General features: G+C 59.0%; 9 protein-coding genes. 1 reads left to right on the plus strand and 8 read right to left on the minus strand.

The features are described from left to right. Window positions 1-109: 109 nt before the first annotated feature. From ACSQ36_RS19325 to mnmC, 6 genes are all read right to left on the minus strand, one after another. The gene (locus tag ACSQ36_RS19325; RefSeq protein WP_436183033.1) at window positions 110-1,222 is read right to left on the minus strand and encodes an NADH:flavin oxidoreductase/NADH oxidase; all 1,113 of its coding nucleotides are present in this window, start codon (window positions 1,220-1,222) and stop codon (window positions 110-112) included. A gap of 1,158 nt (window positions 1,223-2,380) precedes the next feature. Next, a complete protein-coding gene (locus tag ACSQ36_RS19330) occupies window positions 2,381-3,100 on the minus strand; it encodes a glutamine amidotransferase (RefSeq protein ID WP_436183034.1) in 720 nt (239 codons plus the stop codon). A gap of 195 nt (window positions 3,101-3,295) precedes the next feature. Next, a complete protein-coding gene (locus ACSQ36_RS19335; RefSeq protein WP_213765045.1) occupies window positions 3,296-3,940 on the minus strand; it encodes a MarR family winged helix-turn-helix transcriptional regulator in 645 nt (214 codons plus the stop codon). Window positions 3,941-4,631: 691 nt separating this feature from the next. Next, complete coding sequence (locus tag ACSQ36_RS19340; RefSeq protein ID WP_436183035.1) at window positions 4,632-5,747, minus strand: YbdK family carboxylate-amine ligase; 1,116 nt, start codon at window positions 5,745-5,747, stop codon at window positions 4,632-4,634. A gap of 174 nt (window positions 5,748-5,921) precedes the next feature. Further along, on the minus strand, window positions 5,922-7,124 hold the full coding sequence (locus tag ACSQ36_RS19345) for a cation:proton antiporter (RefSeq protein ID WP_436183036.1): 1,203 nt from the start codon (window positions 7,122-7,124) through the stop codon (window positions 5,922-5,924). A gap of 747 nt (window positions 7,125-7,871) precedes the next feature. Then, window positions 7,872-9,740: a bifunctional tRNA (5-methylaminomethyl-2-thiouridine)(34)-methyltransferase MnmD/FAD-dependent 5-carboxymethylaminomethyl-2-thiouridine(34) oxidoreductase MnmC gene (mnmC, locus tag ACSQ36_RS19350; protein ID WP_436183037.1), complete on the minus strand. Its 1,869-nt coding sequence runs from the start codon at window positions 9,738-9,740 to the stop codon at window positions 7,872-7,874. Between the two features lie 436 nt (window positions 9,741-10,176). On the opposite strand from mnmC, the gene ACSQ36_RS19355 reads away from it, so the two are divergent. Continuing rightward, window positions 10,177-10,455 (plus strand): HU family DNA-binding protein, encoded by a 279-nt coding sequence (locus tag ACSQ36_RS19355; protein ID WP_031364544.1) that lies wholly within the window; start codon window positions 10,177-10,179, stop codon window positions 10,453-10,455. Between the two features lie 1,085 nt (window positions 10,456-11,540). On the opposite strand, the gene ACSQ36_RS19360 is transcribed toward ACSQ36_RS19355, so the two are convergent. Then, window positions 11,541-12,692 carry a GTP-binding protein gene (locus ACSQ36_RS19360; RefSeq protein WP_436183038.1) on the minus strand — a complete coding sequence of 384 codons (1,152 nt, stop codon included), beginning with the start codon at window positions 12,690-12,692 and terminating at the stop codon, window positions 11,541-11,543. A gap of 194 nt (window positions 12,693-12,886) precedes the next feature. Further along, complete coding sequence (locus ACSQ36_RS19365) at window positions 12,887-13,333, minus strand: lytic transglycosylase domain-containing protein (RefSeq protein ID WP_213765129.1); 447 nt, start codon at window positions 13,331-13,333, stop codon at window positions 12,887-12,889. Window positions 13,334-13,432 lie beyond the last annotated feature (99 nt).

Consider the following 13,432-nt stretch of genomic DNA (forward strand, 5'->3'; position numbering starts at 1 on the left):
CACTGTCCTTCGCCGCCCGCGTGAGGGTGAAACCATGCGGGCGAACAACGGCATCGTACACGTTAGGCGCGCACGAGTTCAACCGCTCCATAAATTCAAGCCGCGAGTTTCAGCGCTGACCGAACGAGATATCGCCGAACAACGCTTTTTGTTCGCGCGGCTGCGAGCGCCAGTATTGCGGCGGCGCTTCGACGGTCGCACCCAGTTGCGCGGCCGCGTGCCACGGCCAGCGCGGATTGTAGAGCAGCGCACGCGCCAACGCGACGAGATCCGCCTCGCCCGACTCAATAATTTCTTCGGCATGCTGCGGGTCGGTGATAAGACCCACGCCCATGGTATTCACGCCCGTCGCTTCCTTGATGGCTTTTGCGAACGGCAGTTGATAACCCGGCGATAGCGGAATTTTTTGCAGCGGTGAAACGCCGCCCGACGATACATCGATCCAGTCCACCTTGTGTTTCTGCAACTCCTTCACGAACACGATCGTCTGCTCGAGATCCCAGCCACCTTCCACCCAATCCGATGCCGACACACGCAGGCCGACGGGTTTATCGGCGGGAAAAGCGGCGCGCACGGCGTCGAAGACTTCGAGCGGAAAACGCATGCGGTTTTCGAGCGAGCCGCCGTATTCATCGGTGCGCTGGTTGGCGAGCGGTGAGAGAAACTGATGCAGCAGATAACCGTGGGCCGCGTGCACTTCGAGTGCATCCAGGCCCAGGCGTGCGGCCCGCTTCGCTGTCGCCACGAAGGCTTCGCGTATGCGGATCAGGCCGGCTGCGTCGAGGGCTAGCGGCGGTGTTTCGCTTTCCTTATGCGGAATCGCCGATGGCGCCGAGGGCATCCAGCCGCCTTCTGATACGGGGATCAGTTGACCGCCTTCCCAAGGCACCGCGCTCGACGCTTTGCGGCCCGCGTGGCCGAGCTGCATCGTGATGGCGATGTGCGAATATTTTCGAATGGCGTCGATGACGGGTTTGAGCGCGGCTTCGGTCACGTCGTCCCAGAGGCCGAGGTCGCCGGGGGTGATGCGGCCATCGGGTTCGACTGCGGTTGCTTCGAGGCAGAGCATGCCGGCGCCCGAGAGCGCGAGGTGTCCGAGGTGGATCATGTGCCATGCGGTGGCTTCGCCGCGTTCGGCAGAGTATTGGCACATCGGTGAGACCACGATGCGGTTCGGAAGCGTCACGCTTCGCAGCGTGAAGGGCGAAAACAGAGCGCTCATGGGAGGGTTTCCGGAGGAAAAGGGCGTTTCAGAATAGCACTTTGAGGGCGGGCCGTTCGCACTCGGGGTTTTGGTTTTGGGGCGTTCTGTTCTGGGGGTTGGTGGTCGCGGGGTCAGGGTGCTTGGTTCTGGGGGTAGTGGTCGGGGTCAATGCTGGGTTGGTCGGTTCTGGGGTTAGCGGTCGGGGTCTATGCCGGGTTGGTGCTTTCGGCCGTGGTGGTCTGCGAGAGTCGGATTTTCTCTTTATCACTGTTAGCCACTGTGCGTGGCGGCACGTCATTTCTTTGTCCAAAGCGACAAAGAAACGAAGCAAAGAAAACGCTTTCAAACACGCTACCCTAAGTGTCCACAGCGTGCAGTTTCTATTCATAGGTGCCCCAAAAGCACGGTGCTCGCCAGAGCCACGGATGTGTGAACCCCTCCTTCTCGCGAATCCTGACACGAACACGCTTCGCCCCGTACGCTCTCGGGCAAGCACGAAGTGCCCAGGAACCGGTACGGCCTCGCGCGTTCTGCATGCTTCGTTTTTTTGGTGGGTTGGCTGCTTGGTCGGCTCGCTTATTTCGTGGGTCACAGCTTGATCCGTAACAGCTCGACGTCACGCGTATTTACTGCCTCGGTCTTTGGTGAGTTGGCTACGCGGCCTACACCGTTATTTTCGTCGGTTACGGCCTTACGCATTGTTGGGGCCTCGTTTCTTGGCGGGTTGGCGACGAGGTTCGCGGCGCGTACTGATTTGGCGGGAGGTTGTCCGCGGATAGCGCGGGGTGCCCCTTGGGCAGGTTCAATCACTGGTGGCGAAGCGTGTGGGTATCCGTGTTCGGAGAAGGAGGGTTTCAAACATCCGTCGCTCTGGCGAGCACCGTGCTTTTGGGGCACCTATGAATCAAAACTGCACGCTGTGGACACTTAGGGTAGAGCGGTTAAAGCGTTTTCTTTGCTTCGTTTCTTTGTCGCTTTGGACAAAGAAATGACGTGCCGCCACGCACAGTGGCTAACAGTGATAAAGAGAAAATCCAACTCTCGCAGACCACTAACCCCGAAAGCAGCAACCCAGCATTGACTCCGACCACTAACGCCAGAACCGACCACCCCAGCACCAACCCCGACCACTACCCCCAAAACCTAACACCCGTCCACCAGCGCGAGCGAAAACCTTTATTTCGCTGGCTCAAAGCGGTCCAGCCATTCGCCAAACATCTTCCGCGCGGCGCGCTCCAACGCCGGTCCATGCCGAACCGTATCGGCGCGTAAGGCGGTCACCGTCGTCCCGCATTCCGCCACTTCGCCCGGATACGCAACAAGCCAACTTTCAAACCGGTCGACCAGGATTTCCGGATGGCATTGCAAGCCCAGAACGTGATCGCCCCAACTGAAAGCCTGATTCTCGCAAACATCGGTAGATGCAAGCCGCATGGCGCCATCGGGAAGATCGAAGGTATCGCCATGCCAATGGAGAACCGGTGTCGGCTGACCGTCCACATCGAAATGCCGCAAAGCAGAAGCCCGTCCCGCTTCGGTCAGGGTCAGCGCCTTCCAGCCGAGTTCCTTTTGCGCCGCCGGATAAACCTTCGCCCCGAGCGCCCGGGCAATCAACTGCGCACCCAGGCAGATGCCGATAGTCGGCAACCCCGCCGCAATGCGCTTTTCCAGCATGGCGAGCAACGGATTCAAATGGGGAAACAGCGCGTCATCGTAAGCGCCGATCGGGCCGCCAAGGACGACCATTAACGATGTATCGAGCGGATTAGGAGCGTCGATGCGAGCGCGCCCCACGTCGAGATAACGTACCAGTTGGCCACGATCGCCCAGCACCAGTTCCAGGCTGCCGAGATCTTCGAAATAGACGTGGCGTATCGCCAGGACTTCACGTTTCATCGGCGGTCATCCAGGAGAGCGGGCAAGCTGGGATCAGTACGCGCAGCATCAGGCGGCGCACAAGGGAGAGGCGCGGTCGAGCAGCCAGCGCACCGCCAACGGGCGCGCGGCTCGAATAGTCTAACCGAGACCGGCGTGCTTCGCGCTCAGGGCGCGAAGCACGGACGGCGAACGTGAAGCTTCAGGCAGCGACGCTTACGCGACCTGCGCGAAGATCTTCCAGTTCTTCTTCTGCTTGGCGAGATCGCCTTCTTCGTATACCGAACAATCGAGACGCAGGTCGGTATCGGCCATGTCGATGTTCAGCAACGCGCAGTGATGCGGCGTCTTCTTCGGGTTCTTGCTCGCTTCAAGGTGCGTGCAGCTCAGGCACATGCGATGCGGCGGAATCTGCTGCACCACTTCGAGCTGTCGAATGGTCTTGAGCAAGCTGCGGTACAACTGCGACTGCTCATCGACTTTCAACGTGCCGACTGCCTTCGACAAGAACTCCGGCCATACCAGCGCCTTCTTGGCTGCCGTCTTTCCGCGTGCGGTCAGGCGTACTGCCAGCGCGCGCCCGTCGTCCAGCGCGCGGCGCTTTTCGACCAGACCCTTGCCTTCCAGCGTGCTGACGGCATCGCTCGTGGTCGCGGCGGTCAACGCCGTTTCCCGTGCGATCTCGCCAAGCCGCATTGGACCGCGCCGCTGCATCAGCAGCACGAGAATTTCGCCCTGGGTCGGCGTCAAGCCCGCACCCTCAGCCCATTCCCACGCCTGGCTACGCATCGCCGTGCTCAACCGCAGCAAACCATGGGTCACCCGCCCTGTGGCCTGCTCTCCATATACGCCTTCGCTCATAGTCGTTCGCTTCGTCTTTCTTGATGCTTATCTGATGGTTCGGCAACGGCTCGAAACCGGTAAAACGTCAGACCCCGCTCGTTTTACCCAAGCCGCTGCAGGCTCAATCGCCGGCATATCCGACCGGCGAATCCTTTCGTATCAACTACCGTCTCAAAATTCGGGCGATCAAACCGATACAGCTAGTTCGTCGTCCGGATAAGGACATCTATGTTTCTTCGCGGCGCCTGTTCTAGACCGTCCAGCGCTTCATTTGTTTCACCGGCCGTGCTTCCCCCTACCGGTAAAACCGACATTCTAAGCGACTGGAACCAAACGTACACCTTAGTTATTCACAAAACACTGTGGATAACACCGTGGATAACCACATTATTCGATGTGCGCCGATTCTTGATAACCCCCCGGCGTGCAAATCCGCCAAATTGTTATCCCTCGAAACCCCGCTCGATGCAAGGCTCCACACCGTAGTTATGCGCACTCCAAACTGTTGAGTTTGCGGAGATTTTATCGGTTGTCCACAGAATTGCACGATGCTTGTTAACTACTATTACGTATGTATACGAACTCATGACAGTAAACCTTGGAGGTAGGTTATCGGCATCGGTCCGAAAGAAAATGACGAAAAAAAACCTGCCGGGGAGCAGGTTTTTTTCGGGAGGCGATCAAAGCCGGTGGAACCAAGGGCGATCGATCACTCGCGCCACTGCAGACATTGCTGGCGCACAGCTTCGTGCAGCGAACGCTCGCGATCGAAAACACCGCGTAACCAAGTTGCGTCGTTCATGTTGCTGCGGGCGATATCGCCGACCTGACGCAGCGCTTCGTTTGAACCAAGCGCGTCAGCGTGAGGCGTGATCACGTCAAGCGTAGCCAGGATGTCTTCGGCAATCGTGCGGCGCTCGCCCGTTTGCGGATCGATGCAACTGCCTTCCAGACCGAAGCGGCACGCCTCGAACCGGTTGAACGTGTAGACGAGATAGTCGTCCTCTTTCAGCGTCAGGGGTTTATCGAGCAGCAGGTAGCGCGCGAGCGTCTGGATGTAGCAGGCAATGGCCGCTGCGCGATCAACCGACAACGGCGTGTCCATCACCCGGACTTCGATCGTGCCGAAACCCGGCTTCGGCCGGATGTCCCAGTAGAAATCTTTCATGCTGTTGACCACGCCGGTGCTCACCATCTTTGAGAAATATTCCTCGAAGCTGTCCCACGTGAGCGTGAACGGCGCGCGCCCGGACAGCGGAAATGCAAAGACAGAATTGAGGCGAGCGGAATGAAAGCCGGTATCGACGCCCTGCACGTACGGCGACGAAGCCGACAACGCAATGAAGTGCGGAATAAAGCGCGACATGGAATGCAGCAGGAACAACGCACTGTCCGGGTCCGGGCAGCCAATGTGCACATGCTGGCCGAATACCGTGAACTGCTTCGCGAGGTAACCGTAGAGCTCGGAAAGGTACTGAAAGCGCGGGGTATCGAAGATCTGGCGGTCGCTCCACTGCTGGAAGGCGTGCGTGCCACCGCCACACAGCCCGACGTTCAGATGGTCAGCAGCGGCCACCAGGGTGTCACGGATGGCACGGAGGTCCGTTACGGCCTGTTCATGCGTCGTACAGATGCCCGTGGACAACTCGATCATGCTTTCCGTGATCTCCGGCGTGATGCTGCCAGGGATCTTTTCGTCCTTGACGAGCCGCATGAGATCGGAGGCGGCCTTGGTCAGGTCGTAGTCGTGCGTGTTGACGACCTGGATCTCGAGTTCGACGCCGAAGGTGAACGGCTCCGAGTTGATGAAAGGTTCGAGTGACATGGTGCCTCTTGATTGACAAAGCCTGGGGCGCCGGCCGACACCTTATCGGCACGACGCGCCGGATAAGCCGGGTAACGTGCTCAAGCGCTCAAAGACCCGTTCAATGACACGCCGGCGACCCGATAAAAATGAGAAAAAGACAGGATAAAACGCTGCTTAGCCCTTGCTTGAACGCTACTCGCGCCGTTCGCCGATCGCCGACAAACTGCGATACACGAGGAACGGCGTAACAATTTGCAGCACGACGATCGAGCACATGACGATTGCCCGCAGCGTCGGGTCGTAGTCCGGATACAGCACGTACATATCGTCGACGAGCAGGTAAGCGAGCGCCGACATCGGCGTCAATGCGACGCCGAGCGCCGCGCCCTGTTTCCAGTTGAGGCCGCTTGGTTTGGCGAAGATCAATACGCCGACCAGCTTGCCAACGAAACGCGCCACGATCAGCGCCAACGCAGCCAGACCGCCCAGCGCGATATCGCGCCATTCGAACGATGTCAACGTCAACGCGAACAAAATTACCGTCAGCAACCAGCCCGCCGTGCCGAAATGTGTTGGCCAGAGTTGCGGCCGCTCGTTCGAATTCTTCACGATGATCCCTGCCGCCAGCAGCGCAAGAATGGTCGACAGCTTGAACACATGCGCGATCGCGATCGCGAGCAACACGAGACCGAATAGCGCGACGAACGAGTGTTCGTCGTTGGTATTCAGCCGCCGGTACAGCAGATTGCAGGCCAGCGCGAGCAGCAGCGCGAGCAAAAGCGAACCGAGTAACAGATAAAGCGGCTGGACGATAGTCGCGAGCGTGTTGCCGTAGATCTCTTGGTGCAGCACGCCGGCCGCGAGTTTTTCGACGATCACCGCGTACATGCTGTTGAGCGCGGTCAGCGTGAGCAATCGTTGTGTGACCTGGCCTTCCGCGCGTAGTTCGGTACGCAGTTGAATGACCATGGCCGGTGACGTCGCCATGGCGATTGCGGCAATTACAACTGACGGCATGATCGGCACTTTGCACAGCGTCAGCGCGATCAATACGAAACCGAACGTGAGCGTGCTTTCCGCAATGCTCGACAAGATCAGATAAGGATTGCGGCGAATCCAGCGCAAGTCGAGCCGGCTGCCGAGTTCGAACAGAAGCAGGCCAAGCGCGACGTCGAGCAACGGTCGCGAGATTCCTGCCGAACTGACATCGATCACACCAAAACCTGCGTTGCCCGCGATCAGGCCAATGACGGCGTAGCCCGTGATGCGCGGCAAACGCCAGGCGCGCCAGAGCAATTCACCACAGAGGCCCGCGGCAACCAGTGCAAGACCGGCCCAAAAAATGGCGTCGGGTGTGAGTGGCCAAACCGGTAAGAATGAAAAGGCCGACTTCATCGTGAGGATTTCTCCTTCGCAGCTAGTGCGGATAGACAGTGAATGGGCAAGTGATGCGCGGCAACAGTGCGCGTTGCCGGAAAGGTTCGTTGCCCGGTGATTCTTCAGGCTCCGTCAAGCCCCGTCGGGACTCGTTGGCCGATTGACAGCCGATTCGCTGGTTGGCCAGTCGGTCCGTTGCTGTCATGGCAACGGTTGCAGCGTTTTTTTCAATCCACGTTGCTCGCGAAGAGCCCGGTTTGAAGCGATAAGCCGGCAAGGCGGCCGAGCGAAAGAACGGGGATTGTGCCATAGCTCCCGGCAGCACCTGTTCAACCCCTGCGCTAGTTGGAACCGAGCGGTAACAATGGGTTTCAGTGTCTCGGCATAAGGAAAAATCTACCTTTAAGAGGGGTCGGATCTTGTTGTTGTTTCATCTGAGATAAGGCGGTTTTTCCACTTTGAGTACTGCCGATGACGCTTGTTTTAAGGTTTACAAGTTTTGTTTATATATACGTAGTAGTAGTTAACAAGGCCGCACGATTTCTGTGGATAACTCCATTTTCATCAGCGTTTACAAGCGCTTGAAGGACGCATAAGCAGATAGCGAAGGTGTGGGCGTCCGAGGGTGAACTCCGAACAACTTCGGGCGAATTCGCGGCGTGACGAAGTTGTCCCGTTTACGCCCACAGCGAGTACACAGGTCATTCGCGCGAAATTCGCCGGGTTATCCACAGGCTGCGGTGGATAGTTTGCCGACCGATGTTTTTAGCCGAGTTCGCCTTGTCGCAATGCCCGCAGAAGGTAGCGCGCGGGGTCGATGGCGTCAGCCAGTTCACGTTCGATCGGCCACGGCTCGGCTTCGATTTGCGTCGCGATCAGCTCGGCGGCCAGTGTCGACCACACCAGTCCGCGCGAACCGAAAGCAAACGCGCCGTATAAGCCGGGCATGCGCGGCAAATCGAGCGGCCATGCGCCGGAAAGACGGGGGGCATCGGCACGGGCGGCGGTTTCATCTGCGAGGGCGCCGATCATCGGCATGCGGTCGCTCGTCACCGATCGGAACGCCACGCGGCCTTCCATCGTTTCTCTCGTTGGTTTGAACCCGGCGAGCGCCGGCAACATCATTGCGACGCGTTCCAGATTTTCGATATGACCGGCGGGCTGGATTTGCGTATCGATGTCGTCGATATCGTAGGTCGCGCCGGTTAGCGTTCGATGCGCGCCGAGCGGCACGGCGTAGCCATCGCCGACGATGGCTACGCGCAGGCCGTCGAGCGGACTCGAGTCCAATAGCGTTAGCTGGCCGCGTACGCCGCGCGTCGGAAGGCCGTGGAGCCCGGCGAGGCGTTGCGCATCGCCGGCGTTGGCAAGGATCAAGACGGGCGCTTGGGCGAGCGCGTGGCCGGTGGTGTCGAAGGCAGTCCATGTGCCGTTTTCCCGATTGATGCGCGCGACTTCCGTGCCGAAGCGAGTCGTCAGTAAATCGCCCGCAACCGCACATTGCGCGGCGCATATTGCAGATGGGGAAATCCAGCCGCCGTGAGGGAAAAACCATCCGGGGCGCGCGACGGGCTGGCCGGCCAGGCGGGTGGCTTCGTGTTCATCGACGGGTATTACATAGGACGGCGGCAAGCCGAAGCGCTTGATTGCGGATGCAATTGCGCACGCATCGTCGATGGAATCTGCGATTTGCAGCAATCCTTGATGGCTGCGGTTCAGGATGTGGCCGGCGCGTTCGAGCTCGGACCAGCGGTGCAGCGCGTAGAGAAATCCAGCGCGTGTCAGGCGGGCCGCGATGCTGTCGTCACGCCAGACGATCGGGTGGAAGACGCCAGCGGGGTTGCCCGAGGCATCGCGAGCAAGATCGTCGTGACGCTCGATCAGGCTGACTCGCCATCCCCGCGAAGCAAGGCGCTCGGTGATCGCACAGCCGGCAAGGCCAGCCCCGATGACGATTGCATGGCGCGGTCCTTGGCGCGAGGAAGCTGATACGGCGTCCGTCGAAAGCGCTGCTGATGGAGTGGCGTCCTCAATTGATAACGCACGCGGCGGTTCGTGACGTCGTACACGCCAGCGTGGGGCGAAGCGCGCTTTCACAAAAGCGCCGTGCGGGGTTTCATCGCAGATAAAACCTGCGTCTTTGAGCGCTTGCGGAAGGAGGGGATGCGCTTGAGCACATAACGTAGCCTGATCCCCGGCGACGCGGGCCAGCGCTTTGGCGATGTAGGCCAGCTTCGCATCGACCTGCGATAGCCACAGATAAAAGGCATCGGCACGCAGCCAGATTTTTGGCAGCATGCTTTCCAGCTCGCCGATGGCCAGTGTCAGCACCACGTGCCCGTTTTCGAACTCGAGCCGATGCAGCCCGGCCACCTGCATGGGCCAGGCATCGATCAGTAATTGGGAGAGGGCGGGCTCCTTGGTGATTACGTCGGGGAGATCCATCGACGTTAGCGGCCCGACGGCCACGAAATGCAGGCGCTCGCAGCGCTGCGGATCTGCGCGCCAAGCGGCCCATGCTTCGATAAAGAGCTGCCCGGCGTCGAATTCCGCCTGTAGGACCGTGAAGTTTCGCTTCCGGGCCCAGCGCGCGCGATCGCCAAGCACGTTTGCACAAAAAAAGGAATGGGTCATCGGAAAGGTTTGAAAGCAGACTGATGATATGGCCTTCGCCGTGCATTTCCGGGATTGCACTGCGTTCCCTTAAAGCTAATAGGGGTAAGGCTTAGCGCTTGATACACCGGATCGTGCGCCAACCGTTGGCAAAAACCAACGGAGGGTGAAATGAACAGTACGAAAGGATTGCTTGCAGGAAAAGGGCGGTGGAAAGGGTTTTCACTTGCGTCCGATCATGCGTAAATCTTCGAAACCCTTGTCCTGCTTGGGTTTGCGCTGCGTTATGATAACAACCGCCGAGTAAGGAGGAGGCCCGGCGACCGGGGTGTGAGGGTTTGCCGGAATAGTGGGCCAGGGGGCTGGACCCGCGCCAGTACTCGACTGCAAGGCCCGCGCACGTATAATCGGCGCGTTCGCGCTGTTCGTGTCAACCTAAACTGATAAAGGAACCTTAATGAATAAACAGGAACTGATCGACGCCGTGGCCGCTCAGACCGGCGCCAGCAAGGCTCAAACCGGCGAAACGCTGGACACGTTGCTCGAAGTGGTCAAGAAGGCCGTCTCGAAGGGTGACGCCGTGCAGTTGATTGGCTTCGGAAGCTTTGGTTCGGGCAAGCGCGCAGCGCGCACCGGCCGTAACCCGAAGACCGGCGAATCCATTAAGATTCCGGCCGCCAAGACCGTCAAGTTCACGGCTGGCAAGGCATTCAAGGACGCAGTGAACAAGCGGTAAGTTGTAGCCGGTTGTCAGTATGGAACCCGCCATCGGCGGGTTTTTTTTGCTCGCGCCGGTGGACGGGGTTGGGGGTTGGCGGTTTCTGCGTTAGTGGTCGGGGTCAATGTCGGGGTGGTGGGTTCTAGCGTTAGCGGTCGGGGTCAATGCTGGGTTGATGCTTTCGGCCTTAGCGGTCTGCGAGAGTCGGATTTTCTCTTTATCACTATTAGCCACTGTGCGTGGCGGCACGTCATTTCTTTGTCCAAAGCGACAAAGAAACGAAGCAAAGAAAGCGCTTTCAAACACGCTACCCTAAGTGTCCACAGCGTGCAGTTTTCATTCATAGGTGCCCCAAAAGCACGGTGCTCGCCAGAGCGCCGGATGTGTGAACCCCTCCTTCTCCGAACACCGATACCCACACGCTTCGCCACCAGTGATTGAACCTGCCCAAGGAGCACCCCGCGCTATCCGCGGACGACCGACCACCAAATTTGTACGCGCCTCGAACCTCGTCGCCAACCCTGCTGGAAACGAGGTCGCGAAGATGCGGGCGGCCGTAACCGACGAAGATAGCTGTACAGAACGCGCAGCCAATTCACAAAAACTGAAGCAGTAAACACAAACACGCATGAAGCTCTAGCCAAATGAATACGGTCGCACAGACTAGGTAGCTAACCTGTCAAAAAGCCGCAGCCGTAAATATCTGTAAGGCCGTGCGGGTTCATTGGCAATTGTGCTTGCCCGAGAGCGTACGGGGCGAAGCGTGTTCGTGTCAGGATTCGCGAGAAGGAGGGGTTCACACATCCGTGGCTCTGGCGAGCACCGTGCTTTTGGGGCACCTATGAATAGAAACTGCACGCTGTGGACACTTAGGGTAGAGCGGTTAAAGCGTTTTCTTTGCTTCGTTTCTTTGTCGCTTTGGACAAAGAAATGACGTGCCGCCACGCACAGTGGCTAATAGTGATAAAGAGAAAATCCGACTCTCGCAGACCGCTAACACTGAAAGCAGCAACCCGGCATTGACCCTCGACCACTAACGCAGAAACCACCACCGACCACCCCAACACCGACCCCCAACCCCGTCCACCGGCGCGAGCGAAAACCTAATGGGCTCCACAATCGCAATCATCATCATGATGATCGTGGTCATGCTCATCTTCATCCATCTCCCACGACGGGAACGGATCGGCCAATAATCCCTCCGACGCTTGCGACCATTCCTCATCGGTGACAAGACACGCGTCAAAAGCCCCACGCCAATGCGACTCGTCCAGGTCAGTTCCGATCATCGCCAGTTCCTGTCGCCGGTCGCCGATAGTCATATCGTCCGCATCGCCGTACCAGTCTGCGGCAATTTCAGCCTCCAGCTCAGCATCGCCCGTCGGCCATTCGCTGCGCTCCTGCGCCGCCCACCACATCCCCGCAGGACCATGCCGCAGCGCCCCCCCCGCTTGCGACAACAAACCGCCAATATCGCTGCGTGTCGACAACCAGAAAAAACCCTTGCAACGCAATACACCCGGCCATTCCTGATGCACCAGCGCCCACAGCCGCCCGGGATGAAACGGCCGGCGCGCCCGATAAACAAATCCACCAACGCCCAGGTCGTCGGCCGCTAACTCCGATGCTGACTCCGGATCGGCATTCAGCATCGCCAGCCAACCGGGCGCGCTTGAGGTCGCGTCAAAGTCGAAGCGGTCTGTGTTCACCAACTCGCTCGCCGCGACCGCGCCTTGCCGCGCATCGATCAGCTCGGCGCGCGGATTCAGCGCATGCAGCACGCGCCGGAGTTTGGCGAGCGCGTCGGTACTGACGAGATCCGTCTTGTTGATCACGATCACATCGCAGAACTCGATCTGCGCGATCAGCGCTTCCACGACCGTGCGGTCGTCGTGGCCATCGTGGTCCTGGCTTGCCATCCCGCGCTCGCTGAGCGAATCCGTCGACGCGTATTCGCGCGAAAAACTTTCCGCATCGACGACGGTCACGATCGTATCGAGGTGCGCGATGTCGTTATCGAAGACCAGGCTCTCGGCAATCACCTGCGGGTCGTCGGTGCCGGACGCTTCCACCACGATCGCGTCGAAGCGGCCTTCCGCGGCAGCGCTGTTGATTTCACTCGATAGATCGTCGATCCGGCCGCGAACAACCGCGATGGACGTGCCGGCATGATGCGCGAGCAAATGGTCGAGCAGCGTGGTCTTGCCTACGCCTGGCAAACCGGCAAGCACGGTAACGGGCAGGGGCTGATTCATCGCGTTTGGCATCGAAAGAGGGCGCGAAACTCGCGCGCGCAGCCGCTGAAAACGGTGGCGCTTTCAAGAAAACCCGCCTCGAATAGCGGCGAGCTGGAACGCGGAATTGTGCATCAAACGCGGCTGGAACGCCGCGCCATGCGATGAAAAACAGAAGAAGCTGAACGAAACAAACGAAGCGAAGCGAACCTGAATCAGCGCGATGCCGTCAGCAGCTTCCACTTACCCAGGATATTGATGATCTGCTTCGAGTACTGATCTCGCAGCGACGGCGTTTCCGAATGGTAAGCGCCGACCGCTTGCCACGTGTTGCCATACTTGTTCATCTTCTGGCGTAAATGCCACGCGGCGATATAGACCGACTTGCACGGCTGCATCAGCGTGGTGGTCGAAATTCCGTACTGCGCGAGCTGCGTCAGATGCACCGAATTGATCTGCATCAGACCGTAGTCGATGGAACCGTTCGCGTTCTTGTTCATAGCGTCTGGCTGGTTGTGCGACTCTTGCCACGCGATCGCCCGCAGGATCAGCGGGTTGACCTTCTGATACTTGGCGGCTTCATCGAAACAGTCGGCGTGCGCGGGCGCGGCTGCCAATAAGGCGCCGAAACCGATCGCAAAGAGTCGCAAAAATATTTTCATCATGTTGGGTACCACCTGATCGACTGTGTGCCTTGCACTCGCGAACTGCTGCAGTGAAGGCGCCGCTTTATCGGCAAAAACCGGGTAACACCCGGTAAA

Origin of the sequence: Caballeronia sp. LjRoot34 (genome assembly GCF_964253815.1) — a bacterium.
Lineage (GTDB): Bacteria > Pseudomonadota > Gammaproteobacteria > Burkholderiales > Burkholderiaceae > Caballeronia.

Bases quoted from the DNA above. Each gene is read 5' to 3' on its own strand.
- ACSQ36_RS19325 (WP_436183033.1), bottom strand. From the start codon at position 1,222: ATGAGCGCTCTGTTTTCGCCCTTCACGCTGCGAAGCGTGACGCTTCCG.
- ACSQ36_RS19330 (WP_436183034.1), bottom strand. From the start codon at position 3,100: ATGAAACGTGAAGTCCTGGCGATACGCCACGTCTATTTCGAAGATCTC.
- ACSQ36_RS19335 (WP_213765045.1), bottom strand. From the start codon at position 3,940: ATGAGCGAAGGCGTATATGGAGAGCAGGCCACAGGGCGGGTGACCCAT.
- ACSQ36_RS19340 (WP_436183035.1), bottom strand. From the start codon at position 5,747: ATGTCACTCGAACCTTTCATCAACTCGGAGCCGTTCACCTTCGGCGTC.
- ACSQ36_RS19345 (WP_436183036.1), bottom strand. From the start codon at position 7,124: ATGAAGTCGGCCTTTTCATTCTTACCGGTTTGGCCACTCACACCCGAC.
- mnmC (WP_436183037.1), bottom strand. From the start codon at position 9,740: ATGACCCATTCCTTTTTTTGTGCAAACGTGCTTGGCGATCGCGCGCGC.
- ACSQ36_RS19355 (WP_031364544.1), top strand. From the start codon at position 10,177: ATGAATAAACAGGAACTGATCGACGCCGTGGCCGCTCAGACCGGCGCC.
- ACSQ36_RS19360 (WP_436183038.1), bottom strand. From the start codon at position 12,692: ATGAATCAGCCCCTGCCCGTTACCGTGCTTGCCGGTTTGCCAGGCGTA.
- ACSQ36_RS19365 (WP_213765129.1), bottom strand. From the start codon at position 13,333: ATGAAAATATTTTTGCGACTCTTTGCGATCGGTTTCGGCGCCTTATTG.